The organism is Methanobrevibacter sp. DSM 116169 (genome assembly GCF_046197865.1).
GTDB lineage: Archaea > Methanobacteriota > Methanobacteria > Methanobacteriales > Methanobacteriaceae > JAHKLT01.
Genome location: NZ_CP166990.1, coordinates 907462 through 932744 on the forward strand (window position 1 = coordinate 907462; position 25283 = coordinate 932744).

The following is a 25283-nucleotide window of genomic DNA, read 5'->3' on the forward strand; positions in this document are numbered from 1 at the left end:
TCACTTAAAATAACTTTATTTGATCATAATGAATTCTATTAATTTCATTTTCAGATTTCTCTGGTAAATCAATATATTCTTCTAATTTGAATTTTTTCATTTTAGATCTATATTCTTTTGGAACATATAAACTAATATCTGGCATATTAAATCTAGCTTCACTTAATCCTTTCACAATACTTGAAATATCATTTAAATGGTACAATTTTCCATTTGTTGAAACTTGTGTTTTCATTTCATCAAATTTAGGATATTCAGCTATATTTAAAATAACATATTCTTTTTCTATTCCATATGCAATTGAAATTCTCTCTTCAGCTTTTCTTAATTCTTCTTTACTTATATTATAGAATTGTTCTGGATTTTTAAAATCATTTAATTTAGTTGTATGAACTCTTTTAAATAATTCTCTATTATCTATTTTAGTCATTATGTCTTTAATAAATCCATCACTGTTTCTAAAAATACTTGTTAAATCAGCATCATCGAATTTATAAATCTCGTTTGCTTTAATAATATCTTCATCAATACCCATTCTAAGAATTCTTCTAAACATTGCATTTACGATTCTTGTAGTATGGTGTTGATAAACACTAGGATACATAAAATATCTTGATACTAGTGTTGCTTCTGCAGCTTGAACTCCTTTAATATCTAAAACTAAATATTTTTCTAATTTTAAATTTGAAATTATTCTCTCAGTATCAATTACTCCATAAGAAACTCCAGTATAATGTGAATCTCTTATTAAATAATCCATTCTATCAACATCCAATTCACCAGATACTATAGGCCCATATTTTCCTTTTCCATTTATAATATCTGCAATATCATTGATATTAAATCTTTCAGATAGTTTATCTTTTATTGCACTTGTTTTGATTACTTTTTCGGTTAATTGTTCATGAGGAAACTCTAATACTCCTTCAGATACATGAGAAAATGGGCCATGACCTATATCATGTAATAGTGCAGAAATTCTTACAAGTTCACTATCATATTCTGAAAGCTCTAATTGATTAGCTAATTTTGAAGATAGATGCATTGTTCCAATGGAATGTTCAAATCTTGTGTGATTTGCTCCAGGATAAATTAAATTTATTAAACCTAATTGTTTTATTCTTCGAAGTCTTTGAAATTCTTTAGTATCAATAATATGCATTTCAAAATCTGTCACTTTAAGATTTCCATGAACACTATCTCTTATAAAGTGATAATTATTATTCATTAAGTCCATTGCTCCCAAATACTATCAGTATTATCATCTGTATAATTTTCCGTTGTTATTGTTTCTGCTTCAGTTGTATTATTTTCTTCTGATGTGAAATTAAATATTTCTTCGATTATGTTTTTTTCTTCTTCTACGGAATTAATTTGTACCGGTGTAAAACCATCATTTTCTACTGGAATTAATTTTTGTGTGTTTTCAGTTGTTAAAGATGGTACAAATTCTGCGGTTATGGAAAAAACTAATGAACTACATACTAAAGCTATTATTGCAACTATTGAAAAAATAATTAAATTTGCTTGCTTTTTTTCTCTCATAATTTCACAAATTCTCCTTTATTGAAAATAAATATTTTTTTATTAATATATAATTATATAATTAATATATTTTAAATATAACTTATTTTATTTAATTTTGTTGTGATTTTTATAAAATTCATTAATTTTATATACTCTGAAAATAAATTATTATTATCGGAAGCATACTTCCGACTAAAATATTATAAATTTTATTAATTAAATATAATGAGAAAAGATATGTATGGATATATTAAATACAGGTGACACTGCTTGGATATTAATATCAACTATATTGGTATTATTAATGAGTATTCCAGGTATAGCGTTTTTTTATGGTGGTTTAAGTAAAAAGAAAAATGTTTTAAATACAATGTTTTTAACATTTATTGCATTTGCAATTACAAGTATAATATGGGTTGTATATGGATATCAATTTACATTTGCAGATGCATCATTTGCTGGATTTATAGGAATTCCAACAAATTTATTATTAAATGGTATAGGTATAGATTCTTTATCAGGTTCTATTCCAACATTATTATTTATTGCATTTCAACTAACATTTGCAGGTTTAACTGCAGCTCTAATATCTGGAGCAATAGTTGGTAGAATGAAATTTTCTGCATGGATTATATTTATAGCTTTATGGGTTTCTTTAGTCTATATTCCAATAGCTCATTGGGTATGGGGTGGAGGATGGTTAATGCAATTAGGAGCATTAGACTTTGCTGGAGGAAATGTTGTTCATATTAATTCAGGTATAAGTGCTTTAGCATTAGCTATCATTCTTAAAAAACGTAAAGATATATCATTACTTCCTCATAACTTAGGATATTCTATTTTAGGTGCAGGATTTTTATGGTTTGGATGGATGGGTTTTAATGGTGGATCTGCATTAGCTGCTGATGGTCTTGCTGCATCAGCTATTTTAGTAACTAATATTGCAACAGCAGTAGCATTAATTGTTTGGGTAATTTTAGATACAATAAAAATTGGAAAACCAACAATGCTTGGTGCAATTTCAGGTGCTGTATCCGGTCTTGTAGCTATTACTCCTGCTGCAGGATTTGTTGATGTAGGTGGTGCAATTTGTATTGGATTTATAGCTCCATTTGTATCATATTTCGGTATTTATTACTTAAAAGAAAAATTAGGATATGATGATGCATTAGATGTATTTGGAATTCATGGTTTATCTGGAATATGGGGTGCAATAGCTACAGGTATATTTGCTGTACCTGCAATTGGTGGAGCAGCAGGATTATTATATGGAAATCCAGAACAAGTATTAATTCAAATTATAAGTGTTCTAGCAACAATTGCATATTCTTTTATTATTACAATAATAATTGCAAAAGCTCTTGATATGACAATTGGTATTAGAGTCAATGAAAAAACAGAAGTTGAAGGATTGGATAGTGCAATGCATGAAGAATCTGGATATAATTTTTAAGGTGTTTAAATGAAAAGAATTGTAGCAGTTATAAGGGAAGAAAAATTTCAAGATGTTAAAAATGCACTTCTAGAAATTGGTTGTGAAGGAATGAATGTTTCTAATGTAAAAGGAAGAGGTCGTCAAGTAGGAATTAAAGAAAGTTATAGAGGATCAAATTATTGTATTGATCTTATTCCAAAAACTAGAATTGAATTAATTGTAAAACAAGAGGATTTATCTAAAATTACTGATGTAATTATTGAATCTGCAAGAACTGGTGAAGTTGGAGATGGAAAAATATTTATTTCTGATGTTGAAGAAGTAATTAGAATTAGAACTGGTGAAAAAGGGTCTAAAGCTATTTAATATTTTTCTACAACACCCATAATATTTGATATGTTTTCCCATGTGGTAATTCCTTGGGAAACATATTCAACACCATTAATATTAGTTATTTCACTATTTTTATTATCGCTTGTTAAATATACTCTATCTCCATTTATTTCACTAACTCTTTTTACAATAATTCCATATTCTGGACTATCACATACAACTATATCTCCAACATTAATGTTTTTTGTTTTTAAAATTACAATATCTTGACCATCTTTTAAAGTAGGTTCCATTGATGTTCCATTTACAAGAAATATTATAGGGATTTGATTTTCACCATATGATGAGTCGATTTTAACAATAGTATTATCTATTCCATGTTTATGAGTAATTTTTCCAATACCATTTTTTAAATCGCTTACATTAGAATCAAAGTTATCATAGCTATTGTTTAAAGCATAATCATTAATTTCATCAATAATTTCATTATTATCATATAAAAAAGGGATAGTTATAAAGCTTGTTGTTACATTTTCACCATCAAGGTAAATATCAACATAGCCACTATTTGATAATGTTAAAAAACCACAAATTAAAATTATTAAAATTAATAAAATAGCTATTTTAGATTTTAAACTTTTAAACATAATTTAAACCTAAATTTCAAGATTCATATTAAATAATGACTTCATAGTTTCAATATCAATTTGTCCAGGAGCTGTAGGATCTCTACCTGCTGCAAATGTTATTGGTGAGTTAAATTTAGATGCCATTACTCGAGTATATGAACCTAGTTCTCCCATAGAAATTGCAATTGTATCTTTACAATGTGATAAAATAGCTAAAATTTTTAATGTATCATCTAAATCATTAGGCATAAAAGCAACTTTAGCAATATCACCTAATTCTTTCTCTTTTTTAACAATATAGAAAATTTCATCTAAGTTAGGTGTTTTTTCAAAATCATGATAAGAAATAATAGTTCTAACTCCAGTATCTTTAATTTGTTGAATATATTTATCATTACTTTGAAGTTCAATATCAATAAATTCTACATTTTCACTGCAAGATAAAAGTAATTCGATTCTTTCTTGTTCTGTTTTTTTAAATGATCCGCCTTCACTTTTAATTCTATTTGTAGCTATTAAAGGGAAATCAATTTCATCAATGATTTCATTAACTATTTTAGATGTAGGATCTTTTAAACCATCAATTCTAAGTTCTAAAATGTCAGCTCCTTTTTTTATACAATCATTAGCTACTTCAATAGCTTTTTCCTTATTTTTTTCAAATATTGGTATAGCTATTTTTGTTTGTGAATACATTTTTTCTCCATATAATTTAACTTAATAATTTATATTTATTTTAGTTTTATAAATAAATTATTACTTTTTTTTAAATAGTTCTTTTTCATTTTTAAAATAAACTTATACAAAAACTATTAATAAATAAAAATCTAATATTTAATTATAATTAATTTTAAATTAGGTGTAATATTGAAAGTTTCAGTTATAGGAGCAGATATTTCAAAAAATGATGTTTCATGTAGTCAATCATTAGTTGATAATATTGAAAATGATTTATACAGAATCACAGATTTAGGAGCTTCTCATGTAGGATTAACTAATGTTACTGGTGATGATGTAGCTATTTCTGCAGTTTATGAAGATGATTTAATTGAAAAAATTAACTTAGAAATTGTTAATATTTTAAGAGATAATGCAGAAGATTTAGGTGATTTAAATGGAATATCTGATACAAAAGAAGGTGCTGGAGAAGGTATTTCTTATGCTGAAGCTAATTTTAGAGATGAATATTATCCTGATGCGATCATCTTAGCTTTTGATACTTATGGTGGAGAACCATTTGTTAAAGATGTTGCTAATTCATCTTTAAAAGCTGCTTCTGGAATGGAGGGTTTAACTGATTTTTCAACTCCTCTTAAAGATTCAACTAAACATATTCCTGGTGTGGGTTATGTTTCATCTGAAACTGATGATCCTGTTATTGTCACAACAGTTGAAGATTTAAATTCTGTAGGAGTAATAGCTAGTGCAATGATTGGAGCAGCATTAGGTAATAAAAATACTTATTTAGTTAAAAGACATACTGCTTGTAATGTATTACCTGGAAGTGTTATATTTTCAGCTACTGCTTTTATGAATGGTAATATAATGGATTTATCTATTCCATTTGAAAATAAAACAAGGATATTAAAATAATTGGAGGTTATTTTTAAAATGATATTATTAAATAAAGATACTAAATGTTTAGTTCAAGGAATTACTGGAACTCAAGGTTCATTTCATACATCAGAAATGTTAAAATATAATACTAATATTGTAGCTGGTGTTACTCCTGGTAAAGGAGGACAATCTTTAGAAGGAGTTCCTATTTTCAATTCAATAGAAGAAGCTAAAGAAAATAAAGATATAAATTCTTCAATTATTTTTGTACCTGCTCCCTTTGCAAAAGATGCTGCTTTTGAATCAATTAAACATTTAGATTTAGTAATTATTATTACAGAACATGTTCCTGTTCATGATGCAATGGAAATAATGGAATATGCAAAAGAAAATAATACTACTGTAATTGGTCCAAATACTCCGGGAATTATATCACCAGGTGTTGGAAAACTTGGAATTATGCCTACTCATATTTTTAAAGAAGGAAATGTTGGTGTTATATCACGTAGTGGAACATTAACTTATGAAGTAGCTAGTCAACTTACTATGTCAGGTATTGGTCAAAGTACTTGTGTTGGAATTGGTGGAGATCCTGTAATTGGAACAAATTATTCTAATATTTTACAAAGATTTGAAGATGATCCTGATACTGATGCAATTGTATTAATTGGTGAAATTGGTGGTAATGCTGAGGAGGTAGCTGCTAAATATATTGAAGATAATATTTCAAAACCTGTTGTATCTTATATTGCAGGAATGACTGCTCCTCCAGGTAAAAGAATGGGTCATGCAGGTGCAATTATTCAGGGAAATTCTGGAACTGCTCAAAGTAAAATTAATGCGTTGTCTGATGTTGGTGTTAAGATTGCTAAAATGCCATCTGAAATAGTAGAACAAATTAAAAGATCTATTTAAGTGAGAATATGAATCGTGAAGAAATTGTAAATGGTTTAATTGAAGGTAAAATTAAGCTATATCAAGTTGAAAAATATACTTCATCTGCTAATGAGGCTGTTGATATTAGGCGTGAATTTATTGAAAAATTTTCTTCTTCTTCTTTAGATAAAATAGCTGATTATACTTTAGATATGGAAAAAGCTTCTAAAAAAAATATTGAAAATCCTATTGGTACTATTCAGATTCCTATTGGTGTTGCAGGTCCTTTAAAAGTTAATGGTAAATACTGTAATAGGGAAGTTTATTTGCCTCTTGCAACCTCAGAAGGTGCATTAGTTGCTTCAATTAATAGGGGTTGTTCATCTATTACATTAGCTGGCGGTGTTAATACTAATATTATTTCTGATAAAATGACTAGAGCTCCTGTTATTAAAGCTAAATCTGCATCTGGAGCTATTGAAGTTAAAAATTGGATAGAAAATAATTTTGATGAGCTTAAATCACTTGCTGAGACTACAACCAACCATGGAAAACTTATAAAAATAGATCCTATTTTAATTGTAGGTAGTTATGTTTATCCTCGTTTTGTTTATTCAACTGGTGACAGTATGGGTATGAATATGGTTACAATAGCTACTGAAAAGATTTTAGAAAAATTAGAAAATGAAAATGATGCAATTCATATAGCTTTAAGTGGTAATGTTTGTGTTGATAAAAAACCTGCTTCTATTAATATGATTGAAGGAAGAGGTAAATCTGTTACAGCAGATATTATAATTCCAGAAGATATTGTAAAAACTAAACTTAAAACTACTGCAAGCTCTATTGTTGAGGTTAATATTGCAAAAAATCTTATTGGTTCTGCTTCAGCTGGTAGTATGGCTTTTAATGCTCATTATGCAAACATGATTGGTGCAATCTTTTTAGCTACTGGTCAGGATGTTGCTCATGTTGTTGAAGGATCACTGGGTATTACAACAGCAGAAGATAGAAATGGTGATTTGTATTTTTCTGTTAATTTACCTGATTTACCAATAGCTACTGTTGGTGGCGGAACATCACTTGAGACTGCTAATGAAGGCCTTCAAATTTTAGGTGTTTCTGGTTCTAATAAAGTTTTAGAATTTGCAGAAATTGTTGCAGGATGTGTTTTAGCTGGTGAATTGTCATTAGTATCAGCTTTATCTGCAGGTCATCTAGCTCGTGCTCATAAAGAATTAGGAAGAGAATAAATGTCACTATATCCTGAAATTGAAATAGAAAGTGATGAACTTTTAATGACATTTACTATTAAAAGAGATTATTCTAAAATTGATGATATAAATTTAAGAAAAAAAGAATTTTTTAAAGATTTAAATAATTTAATAAAAGAATTTGATGAAGCTCCAGAATCAATAGAGCTTATGGAATATTATGATGATTAAGTATTTTTACTTTTATCAGTACATAAATTTTCATCAATTTTAATTTCTTCTTTTGTAGGTTCAACATATCCTATAACATCTAAAACAGATTTCACATCTACTTTTGTATTATAACAGCCTGTTCTTGATAATACTGCACCTTGTGGGTAAAAGTCTGATAAAACCATCATTATTTGATTTAAATCTTCATAACAAGCTATTCCAACAACTGATTCAAATTTATTTTCTTTAGCTATTTTTTTAACAAAACTTGATCCAGGAACAATAAATAGTCTATAACCCATTGGTTCAGCTTTATCCATTATAAATCCTATGGAACATTTATTACATTTTGTACATACAAGGCCTGTTTCATTTAATACTGCTTCACAATCTTTATGTCTAAGACAATGTGGTAAAAATATAATTTTCTTCTCAGGAGGAATTTTTAAAAATTTAGCTCTATTTACATTGTTTCTAACTTCAACACCCATATGATCTACTAAAGATTCATCAAATTTTAAAGCTTTAGCTATTTTTTTAAGAGGTGAGTAGAACATATCTAAAACAAATATTATTAATTGTGGAAATATTAGAATATCTTTTTTAATAAGTACCTTACCAAGAATTAATGTTGCAATAGACAATATAACAAGTAATATTATAAATAATATTAAACTTTGTCCTAATAATTGATATAATGATTCAATAACCATATAATTACCTAAAATTCCTTAATTTCATAATTTTTAAAATCTTTGTTTAATTTAACACCATTTTCAGTTTTTTCAATTATTAATCCTGAAAGTGAATCACAACTACATAAAATATCTTGTTCTGGATGGGTACCAGGTTTAATATTACAATCTAATTTTACTCGTTCACCAACAGATAAAACTAATGGTAGTCGTTTAGATGAAGGATGATTCTTATCTAAAACTATAATTGGAGCATCTGTTTCTCGTGTTAAATATGCTAGGGATTTAACTGCTTTTTCATTATTATCAAATGATGAAATAGCTATTAAGTCATTTTCTTCTAGAAACATAGCTATTTCTTCATTATCTGGAGTTCCAATATAAATTATCTTGTTGGATATAGCTATTTTAACAATTCCAACAAGACCTTTATCTCCTTTTAGATATAAAATTTCATCTTCACTAAAATTAATATTCAATGTATTCCTCACATTATTCTAAAGATTCAACATTATCACTTTGACATGATGGGCAAACAACACGTTTTCCAAGACCTTTAAATTCATTAGAACAATCTAAGCAACGATATCTTTTAGTTTTTAATTTTTTCATATCTACATCAGCCATAGGGCCGCCAACTGTACACATACAATCACCGTTTTTAATTATTATTTTACTATATGTATTAAAATATATTTAATATTAACTTTTTTTAAATCATAACATTTAATTATTTTAAAAAACAATTTTTATTAATATAATTATAAGGTTTTAAAATGTTTTGGGATGAAAAAACTGAGTGTATGCCTCGAGAGGATTTAGAAGAATTGCAACTTAAGCGACTTATGAGTACTGTTAAAACAGCTTTTAATAAGATTCCTTATTATAATAAAAAATATAGTGATGCTAATGTTTATCCAGAGGATATTAATTCTTTAGAAGATATTGAAAAATTACCTTTTATTACTAAAGATGATTTAAGAGAAAGCTACCCATTTGGTCTTTTTGCAGTTGATAAAAAGGATATTGTAGAAGTTCATAGTTCTTCTGGAACTACTGGAAAACCTGTTGTATCAGGATACACTGAACAAGATTTAAATACTTGGAGTGAAACTATGGCTCGTGGTTTAACTATGATGGGAATTGATGATGAAGATATAATTCAAAATACTCATGGTTATGGATTATTTACTGGTGGTTTTGGTATACATTATGGTGCTCAAAAAATTGGAGCAACTGTTATCCCTATTTCTACAGGACAAACAAGACGTCAAATTGAAATAATGAAAGATTTTGGAACTACTGGTTTAATTTTTACTCCTTCTTATGGAATGTATTTAGGGGAAGTTGCAAGAGAAGAAAATATTGATCCTAAAAATATTGGTCTTAAAGCTATTGGTTTTGGATCTGAAATGTGGACTGAGGAAATGAGAGAAAAAATAGAAGAAACATTTAATTGTAAAGCTTATAATATTTATGGACTTACAGAACTTATGGGTCCTGGTGTTGGTGTTGAATGTTCTGCTCAAAATGGCCTTCATATATCAGAAGATATTTATTATCCTGAAATAATTAATCCTAAAACTAAAGAATCTTTAAAAGATGGTCAAAAAGGAGAACTAGTACTTACAAATATTTATAGAGAAGGAATGCCGGTTATAAGATTTAGAACTAAAGATATAACTGCTTTAAATCATGAAAAATGTTCTTGTGGTAGAACTTTAATTAGAATGGATCGTGTTACTGGTCGTACTGATGATATGCTTAAAGTTAAAGGAGTAGCTGTTTTCCCATCTCAAATAGAAAAAGCACTTTTAAAAGTTAGCGGTGTAGCTCCTCATTATCAAATTATTGTAACTCGTCCAGATTTAATGGATGAAATTGAAGTTAAAGTTGAAGCATCAAATGAACTTTTCTTTGATGGTGTAAAAGAAATGGTTGCTCTTCAAAATAAAATAGCTAGCTATATTGAAAATGAAATAGGTATTAGAGTTAAAGTTACATTAGTAGAACCTAAATCTATTCCCAGAAGTGAAGGAAAGGCTGTTAGAGTTATTGATAAAAGAAATTTAAAATAAAGGTGTTAAAATGAAAGTAAATCAATTATCAATATTTTTAGAAAATAAAAAAGGGAAATTATATAAAGCTTTAAATGTTTTATCTGAAAATAATATTAATATTCGAGCATTATCTCTTGCAGATACTTCAGAATTTGGAATTTTAAGAATTGTTGTAGATAATCCATCAAAAGGAGAAGAAATTCTTAAAAAAAATAATTTTGTTGTTAAAATTACTAAAATTATAGCTATTGAATTAGATGATACACCAGGTGGTTTATCTTCAGTTTTAAGAGTTTTAGATCAAAACAATATCAATCTTGAATATTTGTATGCTTTTACTCATGAAAGATCTGAGAAAGCTATTTTATTATTACATACAGATAATATAGATAATTTAATAAATGTTTTAGAAAATAATAATGTTGTTATGGTTTCTCCTGAAGAAATCTATGATTTATAATATTATTTATCTTTATTTTTTTTAACTTTCTTATTTTTAATTAATTACATATAGGTGTTATTGTTTATATTTCACTATTTTTAGAATTTATTTTATTCGTATATTATAGAACATTTCATACTTTTTGAATAATATTCTTGTTGAAACTATTATATTACTTAAAAAAAGATTATAAATGCCTAAAAATTAAATATTTTCCAATAAATATAAATATTTCAATTAATATAATATATTTCAATAGAAAATAGTTATTTTAAAATAAATAGTTATGAAAATATTAAATGAATATATTTTCACCTGATTTATTGGATGTAACTATTCTATTGTTGTTGATATATGAATTAATTAGATAAAATCTAATTAAAAATTGAATAAAATTGGGAGGTAATTATGAGATTTAATCATAAAATATCATGGTATTTGATATTTTGTATACTAGCTATTCTCACGATGTCATTGACGTGTGTTACAGCTAATGAAAATATAGAATTAAACTCAACGAATGATTTTATTGAAGAAGATAATTCAAATTCGATTAATTTCGATTTTTCGAATGTAATTTATGAAGAAGAAATTAGTAGTATAAACAATAATAAATTAAAAAATATAGGCTCGATTGATGAAAATAATGGAAGAGGCAATGATTTATTTGATTATATTGAGGTGAATGATTATATAAGTATGATCAATGCTTTAAATAGTGCAGAAATAGGAGATACAATAGTATTGACAAATCATATATATTTCCAAACTGAAAATGAATTTGTAATTGATCATAAAACATTAACAATCGATGGTAATGGGTATACAATTTATGGTACTGATAATAGAATTTTTAATATAACTTCTAATGCAGACACAGTCACTTTTAAAAATCTAGCTTTAGTGGGGAGTAATGTTCCGAATAAATATGGTGGTGCAATATATAACTCAGGTACTAATGTAAAATTTGAGTATGTTAATTTTACAAATAATAAAGCTTTATTAGGTGGAGCTATTTACACAGAAAATATAATTATTGTGGAAAATTGTAATTTTAAAGGTAATGAAGCAAATAATGGTGGAGCATTATATTTGATGGGTAGTTCAAATACTAGAATAATGAACAGTTTATTTGAAAATAATATTGCAGATGAAAACGGTGGTGCAATCTATGTTATGGATGGTGTAAGGTTATTGATGGAAAATTCAAACTTTACAAATAATAATGCTAATGTTTTTGGTGGAGCAATATATTCAAGTAATTATTTAAATGTATTAAGCAATATTATTGCTGAAAATAATAATGCTACTTTAGGTTCTTTTATATTTTTAAGTAATAAAGAAGATACTGGTAGGTCCACTACATTAAGCAGATCTACTATATCTGGAAGTAACGAAATATTGATTTATAACGGTAATCAAAATACATTAGAATTATCAAGAAACACAATGAATTCTAATATTAATGAAAAAATATTTAATAATGGTACATTGACTGGACAAACAAATTTAAAATTCTTAAATGGGGAAACTTTAAACTGTTATATTGGCGATATAGTTAATCTAACAGCTATATTAACTGATGATATGGGAAATATAATTGTTGGTCAAAATGTTACTTTTAATTTTGGCGGACATGTAATAGAAACTGATAATTTTATAGATGGAATTTATACAATAGAATTTAAAACAAACGAAAGAGGAACTTTCGCTATAACTGGATCATATGATGGTGGAAATCCTACAATTACTCAAGGAATCTTAATTGTATATGAAGTAATTTTAGAGGTAAACAAATCAACAAATGTTAATTCTGCAAATGTTGGTGAATTAGTAAATTATACAATTGTTATAAAAAATAATGGTAACTTAGCTGAAGATAGTATTAATATAACTGAATATATACCTCTTGGATTACAATATGTATCATCCAATGGTATTGGATGGACAAATGATGATTTAAACAAAACATGGTTTTATAATAGATTATTGCAACCTGGTGAAATCACAACATTAACTTTTACATTCCGTGTAAATGGTGCATTTCCTGGATCTGCAAATAATACTATAAATATTATATCAAATCATACAAATCAAAATGAAACAAGTAATGAAATAAATTTAACAAGTGTTGTTTTAGATATTAAAAAAGTCGCTTCAACACCCTTAACAAAAGTAGGAGAACAAATTAAATTTACAATCACTGTAACAAATCATGGTAATTCAAGTGCAACAAATGTAAAAGTAACAGATTATTTCCCTATAGAATTCCTTAGGTATGTTGGATATGAAAATTCAACAGGTCTGTGGAATAGAAATGGAAATACGTTTGAATGGGATTTAGTTGGACCATTTTATAGTAATGGAGATTCAGTAGATTTAATTTTAATTTTTGAAGTTCTAGAATTTGGTATTTTTAATAATACTGCAGGAGTAATATCAAAAGAAACTCCTAATAGCATATATGCAACAAGTCAAAATGTGACTTCTTCATCAGCATATCTTAATGTTGTCAAACAACCAAGTGCAAATGTAATTAGGCAAGGAGAGTATGTAAATTATACTATAACCATTGTAAATGAAGGAAATGATGTAGTTTCAGATATATTTTTAACTGATTATTTCTTAGAAGGATTAGATTTTATTAAAACTTTTAATAATGAGAGTTGGAATCAAATTGGTTCTAATGTTTGGAAATATAATGGAAACTTAAGTATTGGTGAAAGTGCAACTTTAATTTTGAACTTTTACGGTCGTGAATCAGGAGAATATGTTAATATTATTAATGTAGATTATAATAATTTTGATGTTAGTTTTAACTTTACAAGTGAAGAAGTTATTGTTCATAATGTAACTTTAGAATCTCAAAAAGTTGAAAATAATGCAATTGCACAAGTGGATGATTATATTACATATACTATAACTGTCACAAATACAGGTACATCAAATGCTACAAATATTATAGTTTATGATGATTTTGATATTAGTAAACTAAGTTTTGTTGAAATTTTAGAAAATTCTCTTTGGTCTTCATATGGACCTAATGCATGGAAATTAAATTCCCCATTAGCTCCAAATCAATCTGTAAATTTAACATTACGTTTTAAAGTTATAGGAATAGGCATTGTTAACAATTCAGCTATTATAACTTCTAGGGAATTTGAAAATATTTCAGTTCAATCTGGTAATACTGTTTTAACTAATGTTAGCCTTGTTATTACTAAAGAACCTAGTGCTGAAGTTATTAAAATCGGAGAAAAATTAAATTATACTATTACTATTAAAAATACTGGTACAACAGAAGCTACAAATCTTATTGTAAGTGATGAATTTTTCCCTTATTATTTACGTTATTTTAATTTTGTAAATGTGGATGATGTATGGGATTATGATAATACCAATAAAGTTTGGAAATTAAAAGCTGATTTATTACCTGGTAAAACTGTAAGTCTTGTTTTAATATTTGATACAATAATTACAGGTAATGTTACTAATTGGATTAATGTAACAACAGATCAAATTAATGGAAGTGTTGAAAGTAATTCAGTTAGAATCCATAATGTATCTTTAGCTATTAATAAAACTGTTGATAAAAGTCAGGTTCAGGTTGGAGATGAAATTTCTTACACAATCATTGTTACAAATGATGGTGAAACAGATTCTTATGAAATTATTATAGAAGATACTTATAATATTGATAATCTTATTAGATATTCAGATTATATTGAAAAAGATAAATGGGATTTTGCACAAATTGGTAATCGTGTTTTATTTAGATATAAAGGCATATTAAATTCAACTAAATCAGATACATTAACATTAATATATACAGTTATTGAAGCAGGTAATGTTAATAATACTGCTTTTGTTGATAGTTCTGAAGTTTCTACTATAAATGCAACATCTAATAATACTTTATTAACTGATGTTAAACTTGAAATTAAAAAAGAAGCTAATACTGATGTTATTAAATGGGGAGAAACTCTTTCATATAATATAGCTATTAGAAATTATGGTACTACTAATGCTACAAATTTAACTTTAATTGATATTATTCCAGATTATTTAGATTATATCGATTTTAATGTAAATCCTGATTGGGAATATGATAATATTACTAAAGTTTGGTATTATAAAAAGATTTTAGAACCAGGACAAACAATAAATATTGTTTTAAATTTTAAAGTTATTGAATCAGGAGATTTTGTTAATACTATTATAGTTAATACAAATCAAACATCAGCAAATAAAACTAGTGATTTAGTACATTCTCATAATGTTACTTTGGAATTTGAAAAAATTACTACTACTGAAATTGCCACAATTGGTCAACAAATTTCATATACAATTAAAATAACTAATACTGGAACTACTAATGCTACAAACGTATATATTTATGATATGTTCCCTAATGAACTTGAATTCTATGCTTCTTCAAATCAGTCTGGAAGATGGTATCAATATCAAATAGGTAATTTCAATAGATGGAATTTAAATGGCATATTAGAAGCTGGTCAAAGTGAATATTTAACATTAATATTTACTGTTACTGGAACTGGTACTACTGATGGTTCTCCAGGAATTATAAATAATACTGCTATTATCAACAGTACACAATCTTTTAATAATATAGCTATTAGTAATAATACTACTATAATCGATATCCATCTTATAATAAATAAAATTGGACCAGAATTAGTAAAAGTAGGCGAAATTATTAATTACACTATTACTATTGTGAATACTGGCAGTACTAATGCTACTAATCTTACTTTAAGAGATCTTCTTCCTGATACATATATGGAATTTTACGAATTTTATGATCCTGATAATAATTGGATTGATAATGGTAATGATTGGACATTGAAGTTTGACTTAGCTAAAAATAATCAGGTTACTGTATATATTAGTTTCATAGCTAAAGAAACAGGTAAAAATATTTTAAACACTTTAAATATTACTTATAATGAAAATCCGGATGGTCAACAATTTAATTCTAATCCTCTTGAAATTCATAATGTAACATTATTAATTAATAAAACTGCTCCTCCAACAGCTAATATAGGAGGGTATATTTATTATACTATTACTATTAAAAATAATGGTACTACAAATGCCACTAATATTGTATTACGTGAATATTTCAATACTACTCATTTAGTTTATGAAGGATATTGGAGATCTGATAGAAATTGGCTTTATTCATATGATGAAAATGGATATTTAATTTTTAGTTTGCCCGGTGGTGAAGTTATAAGAGCAAATGAAACTGTTATATTGACATTAAGATTCTACGTTCGCTCAGCAGGTATTCCTGTAAATGAAACTGAACCTATATTTAATAATGTAACTGTAATTGCTCGTGAAGACAATGCTTCCACAATAACTAATGGAACTAATTTAACTCGTGTAAACGTAACAACTTATAAAAGCAATCATATATATCGTTATCCTTTTATTAAAGTTGGAGAAGTTATTACTTTTCATGTTGTTATAAATAATACTGGTGAAACACCTGCTACTGGTTTAAAAATCACAGAATTTTATGATTATGATTTTTTAGAATTTATTAATTCAAGTGGCAGCGGATGGTTTACTAATGATAATATAACTTGGTTTTATTCTGGTAGTTTAGCTCCAAATGCTACAACTATATTATATCTTCAATTTATTGTTAAAAAAGCAGGAATTTTCAATAACACTGTTAATATAACATCTGATCAAGAACCTGAAGGTAAAATTAGATATGATATTGTTGAAGCTCATAATATTACATTGAATATTTCAAAATCTGTTAATGCTTCAAATGCTAATGTTGGAGATGTAATACGTTATAATATTACTATTTCAAATATTGGAACTTCACCTTTAACTACTGAAATGATAGATAAATATGATATTCTTTTACAATTAACCGATTATATAAATAATATAAACGGACTTAAACTCATTGATTTATTGTTTGATAGTGATTTATGGAATGTTTATAATGAAAATACTACATTTGTATTTAGAGGTCTTTTAAATAACGGTTCTTCTGTATCTTTAATTTTTGACTTTAAAGTTATAAGTGCTAGTGATAGAGTTGTTAATAATACAGCTAACTTAGAAATCAATAGGGATATTAATCCTAATTTAAATGTTACTAGTGATAATACTACTTTACATCATGTTGTTTTATCTATTCAAAAAGAAGCTCATATTGCACCTCCTTATTTCAATAAATTAGGTGAAAATGTTACTTATACAATTAGAATTGAAAATTCTGGTACTACTGAAGCTACTAATGTTACTTTAATAGATATGTTCCCTGCTGAATATTTAGAATATCTAAATTTCACTTCAAATAAAGGTAATTGGTATTATAATAGTACATCAAAAACTTGGGTTTTAAATGAAACATTAAATGGAAATGATTATGTAGAAATAGTCTTGATATTTAAGACTTTAAAAACTGGTCAAGGTATTCAAAATAATGCTAGTGTTATATCTGATCAAACTCCTAAACCAGTAAATACTAGTGCTGCAATTAATGTTCATGATGTTATACTTAATATTACTAAATCAGTAAATGTCACACAAGCTAATTATGGAGAATATATTAGTTTTACTATAAATGTAACTAATATAGGAACGTCTGATTCTCAAATAGTTTATTTAAATGATCTTGTTAATGGATTTGAAAATTTGGAATTCATTCGTGCAATTGGTGGAAAATGGCAACAAGTTACTATTGGTAATAACAATGAATGGTTTTTAATAAATGGATTAAAAGCATTGGAATCTGAATCTATTACCTTTATTTTTAGAGTTAACGATACTGGAAAAGCTATAAATTCTGTTAATGTTTCTTTTTGGGAAAATAATACAAATATTACAATTTTCTCCGATGAAATCACATTAACAAATGTTTCTTTAATTGTTTCTAAAATACCTCATGTTAATTTAATTAAATGGAATGAAACTCTTAATTATACTATTAATATTAAAAATAATGGTACTACTGAGGCTACTAATGTAAGTTTTACAGATTTATTCCCTGAGGAAATTTTAAAATATGTTGATTTTGATGCTTTGCCTGGTATTTGGCATTATAATTTAACAACTAAAACTTGGTATTTATTAAATCCATTAAATTCACAAGAAGAAGTTAGTATAACTTTGATATTTAAAGTAATTGGCACAGGATCAATAATTAATAAAGTAAATGTCACATCTAATCAACAAAATAAATCAGTTGTTGCTCAAGAAATTGAAGCTCATAATGTAACTTTGAGTATTACTAAAATAGAAAGTGTTAATAAAGCGCAAGTTGGAGATATAATATATTATACTATTACTATTTATAATACTGGAACTACTGGAACTACAGGTTTTAGAATTTATGATTATGTTGAAAATTTTTCAAATTTAGAATATAAGGGTATTAAGGAAACAAATCTTTGGACTTATAGGGGTAATGGTGAATTTGTTTACTGGGATTCATTAGGAGCAAATTCCAATACTACTTTAACTTTAATATTTGAAGTTAATGGTACTGGAACTGTTAAAAATATTGTAAATGCTGAATCTATTCAGGAAGATATATCTACAACTAGTGGTGAAACTATTTTAACTAATGTTAATTTAACTATTATTAAAAAACCTTCACTAGATGTTATCAGAGTAGGTTTACCAATTAATTATACTATTACTATTAAAAATGTTGGTTCAACTAATGCAACAAATCTAATTTTAACAGAAATTATCCCTACAGAATATCTTAAATATGTAAAAGCATATTATGATCCATCTATTTGGTATACTGATGATAATATAACTTGGACACTCTTAACTGATTTAGGTTTTAATGATGAAGTAAGTTTAATTTTTGAATTTATTGTTGAAGGTATAGGTTTATTTAATAATACAATTAACATAACAACTGATCAAATTAATTATACTAAAAACTCTTCAGAAGTTAGATCACATAATGTTACATTAGATGTTAATAAAACAGTTAACACTAACATTGCTAATACTGGAGATATAATTTATTATACGATTACTATTAAAAATACTGGGAATTCAACTTCATATGATGTAACTATATATGATAATGTTGATATTTATGGATTAAAATTTATAGGTTATTCAAATGAAAATGAATGGACATATAATGAAACTACTAAAACATGGGTTTTAAAAAGAGGCCTAACAATAAATGAAACAGCTACTTTAATTTTAACTTTCAAAGTTGTTGGAAATGCTACTGTGAGCAATACTGTTAAAGTAAATAGTAGTGAAACTAATGATAAACAAGTTACAAGTGAAGAAACAGTTCTAACTGATGTTAACTTAACTGTTACTAAAATAGCTAATACAGATATTATTAAAGTGGGCCAATTGATTAATTATACAATCAATATTACTAATGTGGGTAATACTACTGCTCATAATATTACTTTCACAGATGAGTATGGATCTCTTATTTATAGAGGATATACTAATTTAACTTCTGGTTGGGTTACTTATGATAATAAAACTTGGTTTTATAATGGGGAACTTGATTCTAATGAATCTATTTTATTAGTCTTGACTTTTGAAGCTACTCAAATTGGATTATTTGAAAATATTATTAATGTTACTTCAAATGAAACTCCAAAAGGTGTAATAGCTAAATCTACTGTGCGTGGACATAATGTTACTTTGAATGTTACTAAGTTTGTTAATGAGTCTAGTGTTCAAGTTGATGATTATCTCTATTATGAAGTTATTGTTTCTAATAAAGGTAGTTCTGATGCTTCTGGTGTTGTTGTTATTGATGATGTTCGTGGTATTTATGGTCTTGAGTTTGTAGGTTATGCGAATGGTACTTATTCTTGGACTACTACTGATTATAAACATTGGTATTTGGTTGGTAATTTGACTGCAAGTCAGGATGCTATTTTGAAGTTGATTTTCAAAGTTATTGATACTGGTGTGACTAATAATACTGTATTTGTTAATTCTACAGAATATAATCAAATCAATAATATTAGTGATAATACTAATTTAACTAATGTTAGTTTGAAGGTTACTAAGACTCCTAATGTTTATTTGGTTAAAGTTGGGGAAAGTATTACTTTTACTATTGTCATTGAGAATGTTGGTACTACTGATGCTTATAATGTTACATTCTCTGAGTTGTATTTAAGTTATTATCTTAAGTTTTTAAGTTCTATTTCTAATGATGGTAGGATATGGTCTTCTGATAATAAAACTTGGGTATTGAATGGTATTTTAGCTAGTGGTGATTCTGTTAGTATTAATTTGACTTTTACTGTTTTGAATGTTGGTATTTTTAATAATTCTTTGAATACTAGTTCTTTCCAAACTCCTGATGGTCAAGTTAATGAAAGTGATGATGTTCGTTCTCATAATGTTACTTTGAATGTTACTAAGTTTGTTAATGAGTCTAGTGTTCAAGTTGATGATTATCTCTATTATGAAGTTATTGTTTCTAATAAAGGTAGTTCTGATGCTTCTGGTGTTGTTGTTATTGATGATGTTCGTGGTATTTATGGTCTTGAGTTTGTAGGTTATGCGAATGGTACTTATTCTTGGACTACTACTGATTATAAACATTGGTATTTGGTTGGTAATTTGACTGCAAGTCAGGATGCTATTTTGAAGTTGATTTTCAAAGTTATTGATACTGGTGTGACTAATAATACTGTATTTGTTAATTCTACAGAATATAATCAAATCAATAATATTAGTGATAATACTAATTTAACTAATGTTAGTTTGAAGGTTACTAAGACTCCTAATGTTTATTTGGTTAAAGTTGGGGAAAGTATTACTTTTACTATTGTCATTGAGAATGTTGGTACTACTGATGCTTATAATGTTACATTCTCTGAGTTGTATTTAAGTTATTATCTTAAGTTTTTAAGTTCTATTTCTAATGATGGTAGGATATGGTCTTCTGATAATAAAACTTGGGTATTGAATGGTATTTTAGCTAGTGGTGATTCTGTTAGTATTAATTTGACTTTTACTGTTTTGAATGTTGGTATTTTTAATAATTCTTTGAATACTAGTTCTTTCCAAACTCCTGATGGTCAAGTTAATGAAAGTGATGATGTTCGTTCTCATAATGTTACTTTGAATGTTACTAAGTTTGTTAATGAGTCTAGTGTTCAAGTTGATGATTATCTCTATTATGAAGTTATTGTTTCTAATAAAGGTAGTTCTGATGCTTCTGGTGTTGTTGTTATTGATGATGTTCGTGGTATTTATGGTCTTGAGTTTGTAGGTTATGCGAATGGTACTTATTCTTGGACTACTACTGATTATAAACATTGGTATTTGGTTGGTAATTTGACTGCAAGTCAGGATGCTATTTTGAAGTTGATTTTCAAAGTTATTGATACTGGTGTGACTAATAATACTGTATTTGTTAATTCTACAGAATATAATCAAATCAATAATATTAGTGATAATACTAATTTAACTAATGTTACTTTAACTATAACTAAAGAAGTTAATACTACTCGTGCTAATATTGGAGATTATGTTAAATACACAATTTATATAAATAATACTGGTACAACTACTGCTACTAATGTTTTCATAATTGACAATTTCCCTTTGGGTATGGAATTAGATTACTTTGTTGAAACAGATCTATGGAATCGAACTGGCCAAAATACTTGGAAATTATATGAATCTTTAGAAAACGGCACAAATATTACATTAACTTTGATATTTAAAGTAAAAGGTAATTATACTGGAAATGTTAGCAATTATGTACTAGTTAACAGTACTCAAACCTCTAATGATACTTCTAGTATTTTTACAAATTTAACTAATGTTACTTTGGTGGTTACTAAGGGTGTTAATGTTAGTCGTGCTAATGTTGGGGATATTGTTGAGTATAAGATTAATGTTACTAATGTTGGTTCTACTGTTGCTACTGGTGTTGTTTTGGAGGATTTGGTTCCTGCTGGTATGGTTGTTGATAGTTTTGTTGAGACTGATTTGTGGGATCGTAATGGTAATGTTTGGACTTTAAAAGGTAGTATTGCTAATAGTAGTTCTGTTAGTTTGACTATTTTATTTAAAGTTAAAGGTAATTTTACTGGAATGGTAAATAATACTGTTATTGTAAACACTACTGAAACTAAAAATAATAAAAATACTAGTGATGATATTAATTTAACTAATGTTACCTTAACTATTACAAAAGATGTGAATGTTTCTACAGCTAATGTTGGGGATATTGTTGAGTATAAGATTAATGTTACTAATGTTGGTTCTACTGTTGCTACTGGTGTTGTTTTGGAGGATTTGGTTCCTGCTGGTATGGTTGTTGATAGTTTTGTTGAGACTGATTTGTGGGATCGTAATGGTAATGTTTGGACTTTAAAAGGTAGTATTGCTAATAGTAGTTCTGTTAGTTTGACTATTTTATTTAAAGTTAAAGGTAATTTTACTGGAATGGTAAATAATACTGTTATTGTAAATACTACTGAAACTAAAAATAATAAAAATACTAGTGATAATATTAATTTAACTAATGTAACTTTAACTATTACAAAAGATGTGAATGTTTCTACAGCTAATGTTGGGGATATTGTTGAGTATAAGATTAATGTTACTAATGTTGGTTCTACTGTTGCTACTGGTGTTGTTTTGGAGGATTTGGTTCCTGCTGGTATGGTTGTTGATAGTTTTGTTGAGACTGATTTGTGGGATCGTAATGGTAATGTTTGGACTTTAAAAGGTAGTATTGCTAATAGTAGTTCTGTTAGTTTGACTATTTTATTTAAAGTTAAAGGTAATTTTACTGGAATGGTAAATAATACTGTTATTGTAAATACTACTGAAACTAAAAATAATAAAAATACTAGTGATGATATTAATTTAACTAATGTTACCTTATATGTTACAAAGGATGTTAATGCTTCACTTGCTAATATTGGTGATTTAATTGAATATAAAATTATAGTTTTTAATGTTGGATCTACTAATGCATCAAATGTTATTTTAACAGATATGTTCCCTGAGGGATTAAATTTCATTGATTTTGTTGAAAAAGATTTATGGTCTTTCTATTCTTTGACTAATACGTGGATTTTAAATGACGATTTAAAAGGTTATTCTAATGTTACTTTAACTTTAATATTTAATGTAACTGGTAAACATATTGGATATATCTTTAATAATGTAACAGTTGATAATGATCAATATAAAACAATAAATAATATTAGTGATGAAACTCTTTTAACAAATGTTACTTTAGATATCACTAAAAATGCAAATGTAAGTCGTGCTAATTATAATGAATTAATTAAGTATGAAATTAATGTTTATAATAGTGGCTCTACAATAGCTAATAATGTATCATTGACAGAAATAATCCCATATGGAATGATTTTTGTTAGTTTTGTTGAGACTGATTTGTGGGATCGTGATGGTAATGTTTGGACTTTAAAAGATTCATTACTAAATGGCAGTCGTGTTACTTTGACTTTAATATTTAAAGTTACTGGTGAATATATTGGAAATGTAAATAATACAATTATTGTAAATACAAATGAATCAAAAAATAACATTGCTGTTTCAGAAAATGTTAATTTGACTGATGTAAAATTGAATATTTCTAAAACTAGTAATGTTACATTAGCATATAAAGGTGAATTCCTGTATTATTATATTAATATAACTAATTATGGTTCTTCAGATGCTCATGATTTAAAAATTGTAGATTATTTCCCAAAAGGATTAACTTATTTCAATTATGAGTCTAATGATAATTGGACATATGATTATGATGGAATCTGGTATTTAAATAATCCTTTAGCAGCTAATAGTTCTGTTTCATTATTAGTTATTTTTGAGGTTAATGGAGAATATATAGGTAATGTTAGTAATAAAATAAATGTTACTACATTTGAAACACCAAAACCTAAAGAAGTGATCTGTGATAATATTCTATTATTAAATATCCTTATTTCTAAGGAAATTGATAATCCTACACCCAATTTAGGTAATACTATTTTATGGATTAATACAGTTTCAAATTTAGGCGATTTCGATGTTTTCTTAGACTATGTTGTTGATTATTATCCTATTGGTTTAAAATTAGTTAATGCAACAGAGGATTATGAAGTATTTGAATATAATAGTACTCACTATAAAATTGTATGGAAAGATGTTTCAATTAAAGCAAATTCTGACATTATTTTAAATGTATATACTTATGTTGATACATTAGAAGATAGTACAAGTTATGTTGTTTTAGGTAATCATGTTCCATATAGTACTGTTAACACTGATGAGGCAAAAATCGAAAGTATTACTAATATTACTGTTGTTAAATCTGTTAGTAATTCTAATCCATATAATGGAGAATTAATTAGTTATTATATAACAATATTATCAAATGGTCCTGTATTTGGAGATCTTGTAATTTCTACAGATATTTTGCCTGAAGGCTTAATTTATGTTAACTCTTATACTGATTATGGTTATGTCAGTTATAATGAGAAAACTCGTGAAATTAAATGGCATATATTTTATGTTCCAAATATTGGTAGTTATAGGTTAACTATAGATGTAGTAGTTAATACTACTAAATCAACCATAGACAATTTTGTTGAAGTTACTACTGGATATTATGATAGATATATGGGTAATCCTAAGGATAATGTTTCTATTTCAATTAAAAATTCAAGTGATATTAGTGTAAACATTGTTGTCGATAAATCTTCTGTTGAAGTTGGTTCAAATGTCATATATACTATTATTGTTAAAAATAATGGTTTATTTGATGCAGAAAATGTTTATGTATTAAATTACTTGGATGGAGGATTAAAATATATATCTTATCTAGCAGAAAAAGGAGTATATGATATAGAAAATAATAAATGGTTTATTGGAAACTTAAAAGCTGGAGAATCATGTATTTTATACATGTTTGTTAATACAATGGTAACTGGAAATCTTATTCATATGGTTGAAGTATATTCAGATTATTCATATGAATTTAAATCTAGTGATAATGTTTCTATAATTGTTTATAAAAATCCTACTCCTGGTCCAAAACCAGGACCAATGCCTGATCCTTCTTCAAAAACACATGATGGAATTGAAGATTTAAACAATATGAATGCTATGGAAAAAACAGGAAATTCAATATTAATTTTATTAATATTGATGATTTCTACTTTAATAATTCCATTTAGGAGAAAAAAATAATTTTCTCCTTTAATTTTTTTAAAATAAATGAGGTAATAATAAAAAATTTTAATAAAAATTAATAATTATTTGGTGA

16 protein-coding genes are annotated in these 25283 nt (G+C 26.6%); 9 read left to right on the forward strand and 7 right to left on the reverse strand.

Going from position 1 to position 25283, the window contains the following annotated elements:
* Positions 1 to 4: 4 nt before the first annotated feature.
* Positions 5 to 1228: an HD domain-containing protein gene (locus ACA134_RS04640; RefSeq protein WP_409201014.1), complete on the reverse strand. Its 1224-nt coding sequence runs from the start codon at positions 1226 to 1228 to the stop codon at positions 5 to 7.
* On the reverse strand, positions 1228 to 1545 hold the full coding sequence (locus tag ACA134_RS04645) for a hypothetical protein (protein ID WP_409201015.1): 318 nt from the start codon (positions 1543 to 1545) through the stop codon (positions 1228 to 1230). The genes ACA134_RS04640 and ACA134_RS04645 overlap by 1 nt, the downstream gene beginning before the upstream one ends.
* A gap of 223 nt (positions 1546 to 1768) precedes the next feature.
* Here ACA134_RS04645 and ACA134_RS04650 point away from each other — a divergent pair, with 223 nt between their 5' ends.
* Positions 1769 to 2980 (forward strand): ammonium transporter, encoded by a 1212-nt coding sequence (locus tag ACA134_RS04650; protein ID WP_409201016.1) that lies wholly within the window; start codon positions 1769 to 1771, stop codon positions 2978 to 2980.
* 9 nt (positions 2981 to 2989) lie between these two features.
* A complete protein-coding gene (locus ACA134_RS04655; RefSeq protein ID WP_409201017.1) occupies positions 2990 to 3328 on the forward strand; it encodes a P-II family nitrogen regulator in 339 nt (112 codons plus the stop codon).
* Here the strand turns inward: ACA134_RS04655 and ACA134_RS04660 are convergent.
* Together ACA134_RS04660 and aroD are read right to left on the reverse strand one after the other, a co-directional pair.
* On the reverse strand, positions 3325 to 3942 hold the full coding sequence (locus ACA134_RS04660; protein ID WP_409201018.1) for a S24/S26 family peptidase: 618 nt from the start codon (positions 3940 to 3942) through the stop codon (positions 3325 to 3327). The two genes, ACA134_RS04655 and ACA134_RS04660, sit on opposite strands and share 4 nt — an antisense overlap.
* A gap of 9 nt (positions 3943 to 3951) precedes the next feature.
* Positions 3952 to 4620: a type I 3-dehydroquinate dehydratase gene (aroD, locus tag ACA134_RS04665; protein ID WP_409201019.1), complete on the reverse strand. Its 669-nt coding sequence runs from the start codon at positions 4618 to 4620 to the stop codon at positions 3952 to 3954.
* Between the two features lie 171 nt (positions 4621 to 4791).
* On the opposite strand from aroD, the gene ACA134_RS04670 reads away from it, so the two are divergent.
* From ACA134_RS04670 to ACA134_RS04685, 4 genes are read left to right on the forward strand one after another with little or no spacing between them, the layout of a single operon-like run.
* Positions 4792 to 5517: a hypothetical protein gene (locus ACA134_RS04670; RefSeq protein WP_409201020.1), complete on the forward strand. Its 726-nt coding sequence runs from the start codon at positions 4792 to 4794 to the stop codon at positions 5515 to 5517.
* An 18-nt stretch (positions 5518 to 5535) separates the two neighbouring features.
* The gene (sucD, locus tag ACA134_RS04675) at positions 5536 to 6396 is read left to right on the forward strand and encodes a succinate--CoA ligase subunit alpha (RefSeq protein ID WP_409201021.1); all 861 of its coding nucleotides are present in this window, start codon (positions 5536 to 5538) and stop codon (positions 6394 to 6396) included.
* Between the two features lie 8 nt (positions 6397 to 6404).
* Positions 6405 to 7610 carry a hydroxymethylglutaryl-CoA reductase (NADPH) gene (hmgA, locus tag ACA134_RS04680; RefSeq protein ID WP_409201022.1) on the forward strand — a complete coding sequence of 402 codons (1206 nt, stop codon included), beginning with the start codon at positions 6405 to 6407 and terminating at the stop codon, positions 7608 to 7610.
* A complete protein-coding gene (locus ACA134_RS04685) occupies positions 7611 to 7802 on the forward strand; it encodes a hypothetical protein (protein ID WP_409201023.1) in 192 nt (63 codons plus the stop codon).
* On the opposite strand, the gene ACA134_RS04690 is transcribed toward ACA134_RS04685, so the two are convergent.
* The 3 genes from ACA134_RS04690 to ACA134_RS04700 are packed head-to-tail and all read right to left on the reverse strand — an operon-like array spanning position 7799 to position 9127.
* Complete coding sequence (locus ACA134_RS04690) at positions 7799 to 8497, reverse strand: DUF116 domain-containing protein (protein WP_409201024.1); 699 nt, start codon at positions 8495 to 8497, stop codon at positions 7799 to 7801. The two genes, ACA134_RS04685 and ACA134_RS04690, sit on opposite strands and share 4 nt — an antisense overlap.
* An 8-nt stretch (positions 8498 to 8505) precedes the next feature.
* Positions 8506 to 8958, reverse strand: coding sequence for a hypothetical protein (locus ACA134_RS04695; RefSeq protein ID WP_409201025.1), 453 nt, complete (start codon positions 8956 to 8958; stop codon positions 8506 to 8508).
* A gap of 13 nt (positions 8959 to 8971) precedes the next feature.
* Positions 8972 to 9127 carry a hypothetical protein gene (locus ACA134_RS04700; protein WP_409201026.1) on the reverse strand — a complete coding sequence of 52 codons (156 nt, stop codon included), beginning with the start codon at positions 9125 to 9127 and terminating at the stop codon, positions 8972 to 8974.
* A gap of 128 nt (positions 9128 to 9255) precedes the next feature.
* On the opposite strand from ACA134_RS04700, the gene ACA134_RS04705 reads away from it, so the two are divergent.
* The 3 genes from ACA134_RS04705 to ACA134_RS04715 all read left to right on the forward strand — a co-directional run bounded on the left by ACA134_RS04705 (position 9256) and on the right by ACA134_RS04715 (position 25207).
* Positions 9256 to 10557 carry a phenylacetate--CoA ligase family protein gene (locus tag ACA134_RS04705; protein WP_409201027.1) on the forward strand — a complete coding sequence of 434 codons (1302 nt, stop codon included), beginning with the start codon at positions 9256 to 9258 and terminating at the stop codon, positions 10555 to 10557.
* A gap of 10 nt (positions 10558 to 10567) precedes the next feature.
* On the forward strand, positions 10568 to 10999 hold the full coding sequence (locus ACA134_RS04710; RefSeq protein WP_409201028.1) for an ACT domain-containing protein: 432 nt from the start codon (positions 10568 to 10570) through the stop codon (positions 10997 to 10999).
* Between the two features lie 390 nt (positions 11000 to 11389).
* Positions 11390 to 25207, forward strand: coding sequence for a hypothetical protein (locus tag ACA134_RS04715; RefSeq protein ID WP_409201029.1), 13818 nt, complete (start codon positions 11390 to 11392; stop codon positions 25205 to 25207).
* The last annotated feature ends 76 nt before the right edge of the window (positions 25208 to 25283 follow it).

Excerpts from the sequence above, each read along its gene's own strand:
- ACA134_RS04710 (WP_409201028.1), top strand. The coding sequence starts at position 10,568 with ATGAAAGTAAATCAATTATCAATATTTTTAGAAAATAAAAAAGGGAAA.
- ACA134_RS04655 (WP_409201017.1), top strand. The coding sequence starts at position 2,990 with ATGAAAAGAATTGTAGCAGTTATAAGGGAAGAAAAATTTCAAGATGTT.
- ACA134_RS04640 (WP_409201014.1), bottom strand. The coding sequence starts at position 1,228 with ATGAATAATAATTATCACTTTATAAGAGATAGTGTTCATGGAAATCTT.
- ACA134_RS04645 (WP_409201015.1), bottom strand. The coding sequence starts at position 1,545 with ATGAGAGAAAAAAAGCAAGCAAATTTAATTATTTTTTCAATAGTTGCA.
- ACA134_RS04700 (WP_409201026.1), bottom strand. The coding sequence starts at position 9,127 with ATGTGTACAGTTGGCGGCCCTATGGCTGATGTAGATATGAAAAAATTA.
- aroD (WP_409201019.1), bottom strand. The coding sequence starts at position 4,620 with ATGTATTCACAAACAAAAATAGCTATACCAATATTTGAAAAAAATAAG.
- sucD (WP_409201021.1), top strand. The coding sequence starts at position 5,536 with ATGATATTATTAAATAAAGATACTAAATGTTTAGTTCAAGGAATTACT.
- ACA134_RS04705 (WP_409201027.1), top strand. The coding sequence starts at position 9,256 with ATGTTTTGGGATGAAAAAACTGAGTGTATGCCTCGAGAGGATTTAGAA.
- hmgA (WP_409201022.1), top strand. The coding sequence starts at position 6,405 with ATGAATCGTGAAGAAATTGTAAATGGTTTAATTGAAGGTAAAATTAAG.
- ACA134_RS04715 (WP_409201029.1), top strand. The coding sequence starts at position 11,390 with ATGAGATTTAATCATAAAATATCATGGTATTTGATATTTTGTATACTA.
- ACA134_RS04660 (WP_409201018.1), bottom strand. The coding sequence starts at position 3,942 with ATGTTTAAAAGTTTAAAATCTAAAATAGCTATTTTATTAATTTTAATA.
- ACA134_RS04690 (WP_409201024.1), bottom strand. The coding sequence starts at position 8,497 with ATGGTTATTGAATCATTATATCAATTATTAGGACAAAGTTTAATATTA.
- ACA134_RS04685 (WP_409201023.1), top strand. The coding sequence starts at position 7,611 with ATGTCACTATATCCTGAAATTGAAATAGAAAGTGATGAACTTTTAATG.
- ACA134_RS04650 (WP_409201016.1), top strand. The coding sequence starts at position 1,769 with ATGGATATATTAAATACAGGTGACACTGCTTGGATATTAATATCAACT.